This is a genomic window from Ruminococcus flavefaciens, assembly GCF_900108555.1.
Taxonomy (GTDB): Bacteria; Bacillota; Clostridia; order Oscillospirales; family Ruminococcaceae; genus Ruminococcus; species Ruminococcus flavefaciens_P.
In genome coordinates this window covers 165,007-177,504 of sequence record NZ_FNWV01000004.1, presented here as the reverse complement: position 1 = coordinate 177,504, position 12,498 = coordinate 165,007, and the positions used below count along the sequence as shown (strand labels likewise).

Annotated in this window: 9 protein-coding genes; 7 read left to right on the top strand and 2 right to left on the bottom strand. The window is 46.6% G+C overall.

Going from position 1 to position 12,498, the window contains the following annotated elements; translation table 11 throughout:
- Nucleotides 1-4 precede the first annotated feature (4 nt).
- Genes BLW60_RS07500 through BLW60_RS07475 form a run of 6 tightly spaced genes read left to right on the top strand, consistent with a single transcriptional unit; the run spans nt 5 to nt 7,853 of the window.
- Nucleotides 5-1,204, top strand: coding sequence for a glycosyltransferase family 4 protein (locus BLW60_RS07500; protein WP_074715948.1), 1,200 nt, complete (start codon nt 5-7; stop codon nt 1,202-1,204).
- Nucleotides 1,204-2,382, top strand: a complete 1,179-nt coding sequence (locus BLW60_RS07495; protein WP_074715946.1) for a glycosyltransferase family 4 protein — start codon at nt 1,204-1,206, stop codon at nt 2,380-2,382. The genes BLW60_RS07500 and BLW60_RS07495 overlap by 1 nt, the downstream gene beginning before the upstream one ends.
- A 9-nt stretch (nt 2,383-2,391) precedes the next feature.
- Complete coding sequence (locus BLW60_RS07490) at nt 2,392-4,860, top strand: hypothetical protein (RefSeq protein ID WP_074715943.1); 2,469 nt, start codon at nt 2,392-2,394, stop codon at nt 4,858-4,860.
- 17 nt (nt 4,861-4,877) lie between these two features.
- Nucleotides 4,878-5,849, top strand: coding sequence for a glycosyltransferase family 2 protein (locus tag BLW60_RS07485; RefSeq protein ID WP_074715941.1), 972 nt, complete (start codon nt 4,878-4,880; stop codon nt 5,847-5,849).
- Nucleotides 5,836-6,924 carry a glycosyltransferase family 4 protein gene (locus BLW60_RS07480; protein ID WP_074715939.1) on the top strand — a complete coding sequence of 363 codons (1,089 nt, stop codon included), beginning with the start codon at nt 5,836-5,838 and terminating at the stop codon, nt 6,922-6,924. The genes BLW60_RS07485 and BLW60_RS07480 overlap by 14 nt, the downstream gene beginning before the upstream one ends.
- The gene (locus BLW60_RS07475; RefSeq protein WP_074715937.1) at nt 6,921-7,853 is read left to right on the top strand and encodes a lysylphosphatidylglycerol synthase domain-containing protein; all 933 of its coding nucleotides are present in this window, start codon (nt 6,921-6,923) and stop codon (nt 7,851-7,853) included. The genes BLW60_RS07480 and BLW60_RS07475 overlap by 4 nt, the downstream gene beginning before the upstream one ends.
- A gap of 315 nt (nt 7,854-8,168) precedes the next feature.
- On the opposite strand, the gene BLW60_RS07470 is transcribed toward BLW60_RS07475, so the two are convergent.
- Nucleotides 8,169-10,544 (bottom strand): homocysteine S-methyltransferase family protein, encoded by a 2,376-nt coding sequence (locus BLW60_RS07470; protein WP_074715933.1) that lies wholly within the window; start codon nt 10,542-10,544, stop codon nt 8,169-8,171.
- Between the two features lie 14 nt (nt 10,545-10,558).
- Complete coding sequence (locus BLW60_RS07465; RefSeq protein WP_074715931.1) at nt 10,559-11,683, bottom strand: bifunctional chorismate mutase/prephenate dehydratase; 1,125 nt, start codon at nt 11,681-11,683, stop codon at nt 10,559-10,561.
- A gap of 327 nt (nt 11,684-12,010) precedes the next feature.
- Between BLW60_RS07465 and ruvC the strand changes: the two genes are divergently transcribed.
- Nucleotides 12,011-12,493: a crossover junction endodeoxyribonuclease RuvC gene (gene ruvC / locus BLW60_RS07460; RefSeq protein ID WP_074716193.1), complete on the top strand. Its 483-nt coding sequence runs from the start codon at nt 12,011-12,013 to the stop codon at nt 12,491-12,493.
- Nucleotides 12,494-12,498 lie beyond the last annotated feature (5 nt).

Here is a 12,498-nt window from a genome sequence, read left to right as displayed (position 1 = left end):
AAAAATGAAAAAGATAGGTTTTGTTATTCCGTGGTACAGTGAAAAGATACCGGGCGGAGCAGAAATGGAGCTCCGCGGACTTACCACACATCTGCATGAAGCAGGTATAGAGGTGGAAATGCTCAGCACCTGCGTAAAGGAGTTTTCGGCAGACTGGAATGAGAATTATTTCAGCGAGGGCGAGGATACTGTTCACGGCTTCCCTATAAAAAGATTTAAGATAAGAAAGCGCAATGTACAGGCATTTGATGCGGTAAATGCAAAGCTTATGAAGAATATGCCCGTATCAGCCGATGAGCAGAAGATATATACTGATGAAAACGTTAACAGTCCCGATCTGTGCGAGTATATCAGGACTCACAGCGATGAATACAGCCTTTTCGTATTTATCCCCTATATGTTCGGAACTACCTTTCACGGCTTGCAGGTATGCCCCGAAAAATCGGTGCTGATACCCTGCTTCCATGATGAGTCATACGTGTATATGGACAGATTTAAGTCCGTATTTGAGAATATCGGCGGTATAATCTACCATGCAAAGCCAGAATACGACCTTGCGAACCGCGTATTCGACATGAGCCGTGTGAAGCAGGGCTGTCTCGGCGAGGGCGTATATACCGACCTTACCAGCGATGCGGCTGCATTCCGCAGCAAATTCGGCATCGACAGTCCGTTCATAATATACGCAGGACGCAAGGACGAGGGAAAGAACGTCCACACACTGGTGAAGTATTTCTCCGAGTATGTAAAACGCCGTGATACCGACCTTAAACTTATACTCATAGGCGGCGGAAACATCGAACTCCCGTCAGAGCTTGTGAAGCAGAAACGCATAATAGACTTAGGCTTCATCGACTTGCAGGACAAGTACAACGCTCAGGCAGCTGCCGAATTCCTGTGCCAGCCCTCGAAAAACGAGAGCTTCTCACTTGTTATCATGGAAAGCTGGCTCTGCGGCAGACCTGTACTTGTACACAGCGGCTGTGCGGTAACGAGAAATTTTGCTTCCGAGTCCAACGGCGGACTTTATTTCGGCGATTATTTCGAGTTTGAGGGCTGCACCGACTGGTTCCTCAACAACAAGGACAAAGCTGCGCAAATGGGCGAAAACGGCAGGAACTATGTCCGCAGCAATTTTGCATGGGACGTTATCGTTGATAAATACATGAAGTTTTTCAGAGAAGTTAGCGGAGATAAGGAATAATGAAGAGGATAGCACTTGTCAATCAGAGATACGGACTTGAAGTCAACGGCGGCTCTGAGTATTATACCCGTCTTATTGCAGAGCGTCTCACGGGAGAATTCGAGGTCGATGTAATAACCACAAAAGCCCTTGAATACACCACATGGGAGAACTACTATACAGCCGATGAGGAAGAGATAAACGGCGTAAGAGTCCTTCGTTTTCCCGTTGAGAAGCAGAGAGCAAAGGACTTCAATGATTTTAACGGAAAGTACCTCAGAGAAGGCAATTACAATGTTGAAACAGAGGCGGTATGGTTCGAGAAGCAGGGACCTTATTCACCTGCGGCAATAAACTATATCCGTGAAAGCAAGGACAAATATGATGCGTTCATATTCGTTACCTATCTCTACTACCTTACTGTAAAGGGACTTCCCGAGGTAGCCGATAAGGCTATATTCATACCTACTGCCCACGAAGAGCCTTTTATCCACTTCAAGACCTACGAGACTTTTTTTAATCTCCCAAAGGCATATGTATTCCTTACCGATGAAGAAAAAGCTCTTGTGCAGGGACTTTTCCACTGTGAAAATATCCCCTGCCGCGTAATGGGTACGGGAGTTGAAGTGCCCTGCGAGCCTGACGAAGCAGGCTTCCGCAGCAAATTCGGCATAGACGGCGATTATATCATATATGTGGGACGTATCGACGAGGGCAAGGACTGCCCTACCATGTTCAAGTATTTCCTTGAATACAAGAAACGCCGCCCCGAAAGTCAGCTGAAGCTTGTACTTATGGGCAAGCCCGTGTGCGAGATACCAAAGCACAAGGACATAATCAGCCTTGGCTTTGTAAGTGAAGAGGACAAGTTCAGCGGTATATCGGGCGCGAAATGCCTTATACTTCCGTCAAAATTCGAGAGCCTGTCCATATCCGTCCTTGAAGCAATGACGCTTTCCGTGCCTGTTATCGTAAACGGCATATGCGAAGTATTGAAAGGTCACTGCATAAAGAGCAACGGCGGACTTTACTATATGAACTACTTTGAATTTGAAGGAATAATCGACTATATATTCTCCCACGATGCGGAATATGCAGAGCTTCGCAAAAATGCGGAAGCATATGTTGAAAAGAATTACCGTTGGGAAGTAATAATGCGTAATTTCAGCGATCTTATCAATAAAATCTGCAAGGAGTGAGGGTAAATAATGCTGTTTACTGCGGTCTGCTTTGTCGGAGTTGTATTCTCCGTGCTGAGTGCTGTAATATGGTTCAGGAAAAAGAATATCATCGAGGGGGCGGTAATGGGTGTCGTTATGTGGTTCTTTGCTCATATTTTTGCCAGCATGGGACTCTTCGTCATCGACAAGTATACCATTTACCGTGCAGGCTGCGGAGCATTGGCTATAAGCGCAGCTGTATTGCTGCTTGTGCTGTTCCTGCGCAGGAGCAAGCCGTTCAGGTGGCGGCATATCTTCAAGAACGACTTTTCACTGAAGGATATGCTTATCCCGATCATAGTATGTATTCTTTCCGTACCATTTGTTTCTCAGAAAAACGAGTATTTCGGCATGGGACAGGATCAGGGCGTATACCAGACGCAGGCGATACTCTTTATGAACGGCGATACCAAGCGTCAGAAGGACATTTCCGAGTACCACGACTTTGACAACGATCAGGAGCGCGAACAGTTTGTAAACGCCGTAAAGAATTATCTTCGCGGCTATGATGTCCCAGATGAGGATTATCCCGACACTGTATACGACAGGAACGTAAGCCCTGTATCGGGAATTATCCACGGTATACCCACATATTCCGCACTTCTTGCCATGTGGGGCACAATGTTCGGCATGAGCAGTATGTCTGGCTTTGAGACACTGCTTTTCATATGTCTCATATTCATTGTATACTTCATAAGCCGTAATTTGAAGCTGAGACCCGTTGCTTCTGCCTGCGCCTGTGCAGCAGCGGCATTCGCACCTGTTATAATATGGGCAGCAAAGGCTTCACTGACAGAGATGCTCCTGACACTTATACCCGTCACGTTCCTTTATTTTATGACAGATGATGACGATCCTAAGCACAAATGGCTGTCGGTGATACCAATAGCGGTATTCGGCTGCTATCATGTTTCCATATACACCATGCTCCCCATGTTCGTGCTGATATACGGCGGAATGTATGTGTTCACAAGAGACCGTCAGTATGCAGTGCTCATGCCTGTGACGATACTCAGTTATCTTGCAAGCTACTTTATGATGAGGCAGATACAGCCCTTCTACACCATGAACAACTACAGCCCCGTATTTGTAGGCGGCATAGGCGTCAACAACATCACTATGATAGTTTCCGCATTGTCGGCAGGAGCAGCCGTGGCTGTGTTACTGTTTATATTCATAGTGAAGAAGCGCACGAAAAAGAATTTCAGCAGCATCAAGTTCACCCGTGATGCGGCACTTTCAAAGGGATTTATACTGCTTCTCCGCCTTATGGTGATACTGCCGACCGCGTACATCATAGCAAGGGCGTTCATGAAGTACAGCAGCTGGAAAGAAGCAAATCACCTTGCATTATGGGGATTTGCAGGCAATGCAGGACTTGTTCTCATGCCTCTCGGAATGATATTTGCAGTTATCTATGCAAAATACTTCGCAGAGCGTCAGTCAAGACTTGTGCTTTTCATCATGTTCTTCTACTGCATACTGGTATATTCCTCATTCCTGAGATATGATATCCAGTACTTCTACTATTACTCGCGCTATCTCACACCTTTCATACCTGTCGCTGTTATATTCAGCGTCGCAGCGCTTGACCGTGCAGGCGGAAAGGTGCTCATACCTGTAACAGCTTTCGGACTTGTTTATCTTGCCCGTTTTGACAGATATCTCATGCTCAACAAGGACGATACACGTATGGAATGGAGCATTATCGAGGACATTGCGGATTTCGTGGATAAGGACGACTGTGTGGTCATCTCTCCCACATATGCTTCAAGATTATGGCTGCCTGTAAAGAGCATGACAGGTGCAGCAGTTATTCCGCAAGATATGGACGATGCCGAGCAGATAGACAGACTTGCTGCAAGATACGGCAGAGTTATCGTTATCACGGAGCTTGCTCTTGATAATGAGGATTACTCAGCTGTTTACTCCAACAAGCTGCATCATATCGAGGACGATATGGTGAATACAGGTACTGTCGTTCCGCTTTCACGCAGCTTCTGGGTGACAGAAGAGGATATAAGGATATATTCCTACGATAAATACCGCTTTATGTATACTGCCGCAGGGGATTATACAAAGATGAGCGGCGTGTCACAGCTTGAAAGCTTTTTCTGCTGGACAGACAGCGAAAAGGCACAGATAGAATGTGGACTTTACCCCGGGGATTACGATATTACTATGGAATTCGGCTGCGGACTGCCTCTTGATAAAATGGGAACAGACCGTGTGGAGGTAACTCTCCTTATGAACGGTGAGAAGATAGGAACAGAAGCTATAACTCCCGAGAATAACGGTCAGCCGCTCCACTTTGAGGTGGACAGCGAGCAGATAGAGGACGGAGAAAATATCCTTGAGATACAGAGTCCGCTGTGGAGCGCTTCCGTGTCCAATCCTGCTGATTCCCGTCAGCTTGGAATAGCCATACAGTCGGTGCGCTTTTCACCTGCAACTTGATAGAAAGGAATGTAAATATGAAGCTTATCATACAGATACCATGCTATAACGAGGAGGAAACGCTGGAGCTTGCATACAACGACCTGCCCAGACATATCGACGGTATAGACACAATAGAGTACCTTATCATAAATGACGGAAGCAAGGACAATACCGCGGCAAAAGCCCGTGAGCTGGGCTTTCATCATATAGTATCATTCAAGCGCAACAAAGGTCTTGCAAAGGGCTTTATGGCAGGTATAGATGCCTGCCTCCACCTCGGCGCAGATATCATAGTGAATACTGACGCCGACAACCAGTACTGCGGAGCTGATATCGAAAAGATAGTACGCCCCATACTGGATCAGAAAGCCGATATAGTTATCGGTGAAAGACCTATTGACGAAACAGAGCATTTCTCGTGGAAAAAGAAGAAGTTCCAGCATCTCGGAAGCTGGGTGGTACGTGTTGCATCGGGCACTGATATCCCCGACGCTCCCAGCGGCTTCAGAGCTTATTCCCGTGATGCCGCACTTAGACTCAACGTTGTCAATGAATATACCTACACTCTTGAAACAATAATACAGGCAGGCAACAACAAGACTGCCATGACATCAGTGCCTATAAGGACAAATCCCGAGACAAGACCTTCAAGACTTTTCTCAAGTATGTGGCGTTACATGAAGCGTTCATCAACAGTTATAACACGTTCCTTCGTTATGTACAAGCCCCTTAAATTCTTCATGTCAATCGGATCTTTACTCATGTTTCTGGGTGCGATACTCGGTGTGCGCTTCCTTATCCTCATGGCAATGGGCGACGGCAGCGGACATATCCAGTCCCTTATCCTCACAGCCATACTCATAATGATGGGCTTCCAGACCATTACCATAGGACTCCTCGGAGACACTATCTCAGCAAACAGAAAGCTTCTTGAGGACGTTCAGTACAGAGTGAGAAAAATGGAATGCGGCAAGAGTGACGAGGAGAAGAAGAATGAAGAAAATTAAGCTGCTTTATATCACAAGAAAATATCCGCCTGCTGTTGGCGGAATGGAGAATTTCAGCTATAATCTTTACAACAATTTCGATCCCTCAAAGGTAGATGCGGACATCATCTCACTTGGCAGGTCACAGAAACACCTTGTGTGGTTTTTGCCCTATGCACTGCTGAAAACAGTGTTCAAAGCAGGCAAGTACGATGTTATCTTTGTGGGAGACGCACTTCTCAGCTCGGTGGGCTTCTTTACGAAGCTTTTCCACCCTCGCAAAAAGGTAGTGGTCAATGTTTTCGGACTTGACATTACCTTCAAAAACAAGCTGTATCAGCTTTATCTGAAGTTTTTCTACAATAAATTCGACAGGTATATCTCTATCAGCCGCGAGACTGACGAGACCTTCCGCAAGCGCGGCGGAAAGCGTTCCTGCGTAATAAACTGCGGAGTCGATACAGAGCAGTTCAGCGGCGAGTGTGCAGATTACGCAGAGATATGCAGAAAAAACGGCATATCCGAGGACGATACCGTTATAATAACCGTAGGCAGACTTGTAAAGCGCAAGGGCGTTGACTGGTTCGTGCGCAATGTAATGCCCGAGCTGAAAGACGAAAAGGTAAAGTATCTCATAGTCGGTGACGGTGAGGACAGAGAGACTATCGCAGAGGGTATCGAAAAGCACGGTCTTAGCGACAAGGTGAAAATGCTTGGCAGAGTCGAGACAGCAGAGCTGAATTCGGTATATACTCACGCAGACGCTTTCATCATGCCTAATATCCATGTTGACGGCGATATGGAGGGCTTTGGACTTGTGGCAGTTGAGGCGAGCCTTGCAGGTCTTGCAGTATTCGCATCGGGAATAGAGGGCATACGCGACGCTGTTATCGACGGCAAAAACGGCTGGATAATGGAGAGCGGAAATGCAAAGCAGTACGCAGAGAGAGTAAAAGACCTCTGCGCACACCGTGACGAATACAAGAAAAAAGCGGCTGAATACAGCCGTTATACCCGTGATACCTATTCATGGAAGTCCATATGCGCAAAGTATGTGGAACTGTTTGAAAAAATGCTGGGAAAAGGTAAGAAATGAAGAAGATCATAAAAATTATCGGAAATGTCGTTATGATAGCAGCCCTTGCCTTTGTGGTGAAAAAGCTGTTTGACATGGATATAAGCATATCCCAGTTCCGTGACGGCAGAGTACTGACAGCACTTTTCCTGTGTATGATCGTAACGACAGTGATAATCATATTCTCCTGTTATCCGTGGCTTGTTTTCACAAGGTCGCTTTCGGGACAAAAGATACCCTTTTCGACAGCAATGCCTGTGTATACCCAGTCAAATCTGTACAAGTATATCCCCGGCAATGTATTCCAGTACGTAGGACGAAATCAGCTTGCATCGGATATGGATATAAGCCATGTAGACGTAGCCTGCGCGACTGTGCTTGATATACTTTTCTGCGTGTTCTGGACGGGAGTCATATCGGTAGTGCTTCTGAGACATATGCTTGCAGAAGTATTTTCGCAGTTCATGGGAAGTCTGGTCGTTGATGCGATAATAGGAATAATTATCGTTGCCATAATAATACTTCTGTTAAGGCTGAAATTCAAGGATAAGTTCAAAGCATATATATCGCGATATGCAAAGGCTTTTGCAAAGGAAAACCGAGCTATGCTGCTGCGCGGAGCGTTCTATTATCTGCTCCAGAATTTAGTGTCAGCGTGTATGTATTTCATATGCCTGAAGCTCATAATACCTCAGGCAGACACGGCAGAACTTATAACTCTTACGGGAGCTTTTATGGCTGCATGGATAATCGGATTTGTAACTCCGGGAGCACCCGGCGGTATCGGCATACGCGAGGGAGTGATGCTGTTTGTCTGCGGAGACAAATTTTCTGACAGGATAGTGCTTTTTGTACTTGTTATGCGAATAGCATCTATAGGAGCAGATGTAGCAGCATTCATCATCGGCAAGATATACGCTAAAGCTAAGCCCTTAGCCGTTAGTCATTAGCTTGTAGGGGCTGCCTGTGGCAGTCCGCAGGTGAGTAGAAAGTAGTAGGGACGCGCATTGCGCGTCCGCCAATAACCATAAAACTCAAAATAACCCATTGTAGGGGAGCTCGCCCTCGGGCTCCCACAGTTTATAATGCAAAAAGAAAAGCAGCCCAATGGGCTGCTTTTTTCGGGCGGATAATATCCGCCCCTACATTTTGGTTCATGTTATTTGCATCGTCAGGCTCGGAACGCCGAGGGTGACTCCCTGTAGTACAGGGAGATGTCCTAAGGACAGAGGGTCGCGGCTCCTGTTGGGAGGCGTTCCCTACAGTTACGCATTATAAACTTTAGATGCAATATCCACGGTCTGTTTAGCGTCCTTTGCGTAGAAATCGGCGTGTATCTGCTCGGCGTATGAAGCCGTGAGAACAGCTCCCCCCACAACTGTCTTGCACTCGGGGTATTTCTCGTTGAGCTGTTTTATAGTCTCAGCCATAGCACCGAGGGTAGTTGTCATAAGTGCGGAAAGTCCCACAAGGCTGACCTTGTTCTCGATAGCAGCATTTACGATAGTTTCGGGCGGTACGTCCTTGCCGAGGTCTATGACCGTGAAGCCGTAGCTGTCAAGGAGCACCTTTACGATATTCTTACCGATATCGTGTATATCGCCGTGTACAGTTGCAAGCACCACCTTGCCCTTTGATACGCTCTCGCTGTTTGCAGCCGAGAGCTTTGTTTTTATGACCTCGAAGCAAGCCTGTGCTGCTTCCGCTGTAAGTATTAGCTGGGGCAGGAATATCTTGCCCTTTTCAAATTTAGCACCTGCATTGTCCAAAGCAGGTATGAGGTAGCTGTTGATTATCTCCATAGGATCAACGGTATTCATAAGCTCCTCGGCAGCCTTGACGGCGTTGTTTTTCAGACCGTTCTCAACTGCGTACATTATATCGGGCGAACCCTTGTCCTGCGCAGGTGCAGGAGCTTTGGGAGCATTGTCGTCCTGAGCGTATATGCTTATGAAATCCGCAGAATTTCGGTCAATTCCTGCAAGAAGCCTGTATGCTCTTACAGCACCGATGATCCCCTCGATATTCGGATTGATGATAGGCAGGGTAAGTCCGCTGTGTAGAGCCATTGTCAGGAAGGTACGGGTTATGAGCTCACGGTTAGGCAGACCGAAGGAAATATTCGATACACCGAGAACGGTATTGAGTCCAAGCTCTGTCTTTACTCTGTGGAGTGCGTTTAGAGTTTCCATAACGCCGTCCTGCTCGGCAGAAGCCGTCAGTGTAAGGCAGTCGATGAAAACGTCCTCTTTTGGTATGCCGTACTCCATAGCTCTGTGTAGTATCTTCTCCGCAATAGCAAAACGTCCGTCGGCAGTTTTCGGTATACCGCCCTTGTCCAGAGCAAGTCCCACAACGGAAGCACCGTACTTCTTTACAAGTGGGAGTATAGCTTCGAGGGAGTCGTCCTCGCCGTTAACAGAGTTTACAATAGGCTTGCCGTTATACACGCGCAGACCTGCTTCGAGTACCTCGGGTATGGTGGAATCGAGCTGAAGCGGAGTGTCGCAAATGCTCTGTATAGCCTTTACAGCCGTTACCATCATTTCCTTTTCGTCTATACCGGGGAGTCCAACGTTTACGTCCAGTATCTCTGCGCCTGCGTGTATCTGTTCAACAGCCTGACCGAGGATATAGTCCACATCATGTGCAAGGAGAGCCTCCTTGAAACGCTTTTTGCCTGTGGGGTTGATACGTTCGCCGATAACTCGGGGCTGATTGATATTTACGCAGTTCACAGCCGAGCAGGCTATACTTGCGCGGACTATCTTTCGCGTCTGACGCTCCATGCCCGAAAGTGCATCTATCATAGCGGATATATGCTGCGGAGTAGTACCGCAGCAGCCGCCGAATACAGTTACGCCTGCATTTGCCAGTTTTACGGCACTTGCGGCAAAATCATCGGGGTCAACGTTATATTCGTTGGTAACAGGGTCGGGGAGACCTGCGTTAGGCTTTGCAATAACAGGAAGAGTAGTGAGCGAGCATATCCTGTCGAGAACGGGGAAGAGCTCCTCAGGTCCGAGAGAGCAGTTTACACCGATAGCGTCTGCGCCCAGACCTTCCAGAACAGCTACCATACACTCGGGAGAAACACCTGTAAAGGTACGCATATTCTCCTCGAAAGTCATAGTTACGAGAATTGGTTTGTCCGAGTTTTCCTTTGCAGCAAGGACAGCAGCCTTGACTTCGTACAGGTCTGTCATAGTCTCTATAACTATGACATCAGCTTCTCTGCCAGCCAGTACAAGCTCCTTGTATACGTCATAGGCTTCCTCGAATTTGAGAGTTCCCGCAGGTTCGAGAAGCTGACCTATAGGGCCTAAGTCAAGAGCTACGAGAGCCTTTCCCGAGGCAGCCTTTTTCGCGTTGACCACACCTGCCGATACAACTTCTTCTACGGTATGACCGCTTTTTGCGAGCTTGAAGCGGTTTGCGCCGAAGGTGTTCGCGTAGATCACATCTGCACCGCTTTCAACATAAAGGCGGTGTATTTTCATAATAGCCTCAGGGTCAGTTATATTGAGAAGCTCGGGAACGTGCTCGGTCTTTATGCCGTGAGCCTGAAGCATAGTGCCCATACCTCCGTCAAGAAAGACGAAACTGTTGTTTTCGAGCAAAGAAAAGAATTTATCGGACATTTTTTACTCCTTTTTCAAGAGAAGGTTTCATTTTTGAAAGTACCGATGCAGCGGAAGTCCTCAAGGTTTTCCGCAAGGTCGCGCAGAACGGCTTCAACATTCGGATCGGACATTTTTCCGCTGAAATCGAGGAAGAACATGACATCAAAGCTTCCGTCGCGTATGGGACGGCTCTCGATCCTGAGAAGGTTCATGTTATTTACGTAGAATTTGGTCAGCAGACGGTAAAGACTACCTTCCTTATGAGGGATAGTGAGCATTACGGATACTGCATCAGAGTCCTCTGCCACCTGCATATCCTTTGCTATGATTATGAACTGAGTGCGGTTGATAGTGCAGTCTGCGATATCACGGGCAATGACTTCAAGTCCAAGCTTTTCAGCACAGTCAACGGAGCATATAGCGGCGATAGGTTCATTGCTGTCTGCAACTTTTTGTGCAGCTGTGGCAGTATTGCTGTACTCATGCTTTTTCAGACCTGTTTTGCTGAGGAACACCTCGCACTGTGAAAGAGCCTGTCTGTGAGAATAAACACAGGTGATATCCTCTATTTTAGTGCCTTTTTTAGCAGCAAGACAGTGATTTATCTCCAAAGTCACCATTTTTACTATGTAGAACGGATATTTTGCCATAAGGTCGTAGGTGCTGTCAACAGAGCCTGCGGTGGAATTCTGAACAGGAAGCACTCCGTAATCGGCTTCACCTGACTGAACAGCCTTGAAAACCTCCTCAAAAGAGGGATAGAATGTGAATTCCCTGTCTCCGAAAACTTTCTTTGCGGCAACCTCGGAATTAGCACCGGAAGTGCCCTGACAGCCTATTTTCTTAGCTCCTGCAAAGTCGGGAGCAGTGTATTTATAGTCTTTATTATCTTCAAGGATAGTGCGGTTCTGCAATATCTTGCTTATGTCCATGATAGTAGTGAAAAGGGCAGAAGTGCCTTTTTCGAGATTTTTATCATTAGTCAGCTCTACGATGCGGTCGATTATCTGCTGTTCGCGTCCGCCCTGAAAGACGGGCATATTATGCTCCTTTTTGTAGTCTGCCACCCCTCTGCAAAGCTCCATGCGCTTCATAAAGAGTGAAAGGATTTCGCTGTCTACATCGTCGATGCCGTCGCGAAGCTGTTTAAGATCCATAAAAATACCTCCAGAAAAGTGAGTAGTGAGTAGAAAGTAGAGAGTAGAAAGCTGGGAATACAGCGGTTTACGACTCTTTATTATGAATTTGCAGAAACTGCTTGCTACTTACTGCCTACTACTTGCAGGAGTTATAAGCCAAACGGCTAACTCCCCATATTGATATACCTTACATATTATATCATTTTTTTTTGTAGAAATCAATAAAAAGCAGGTAAATATATTGCAAAATACACTTGACCTGTGGTATAATGATATAGAATATAGTGAGAAGCTATATCCATGTGAACTTTTTAACGAACTAACAGGTAAAAAATATTGAAAACTATCAGAATACTGGGCATAGACCCGGGTTATGCAATAGTCGGATTTGGTGTTCTTGATTATGACGGCATAAGGTTTACTCCCGTGGAATACGGAGCAGTACTTACCGAGGCAGGAACGCCGTTCCCCGAACGTTTAAAGGCTATACATGAAGATATCGAGTTTATCTTCAATAAATTCAAGCCCGACTGTATGGCGGTGGAGCGTCTTTACTTCACAACCAACCAGAAAACGGCTATAGATGTTGCTCAGGCAAGGGGGATAACCGTGCTTTCGGCAGCTACAAGAAATATACCCGTATCGGAATATACGCCGCTACAGGTAAAACAGTCGGTAGTGGGCTACGGCAAGGCAGAGAAAAAGCAGGTAATGGAAATGACGAGACAGCTTCTCGGACTGGCGCAGATACCGAAGCCCGATGACGCTGCGGATGCTCTTGCTATAGCCATTTGTCACGGACACAGTACAAGATTTGATTTCAGATAAAGGAA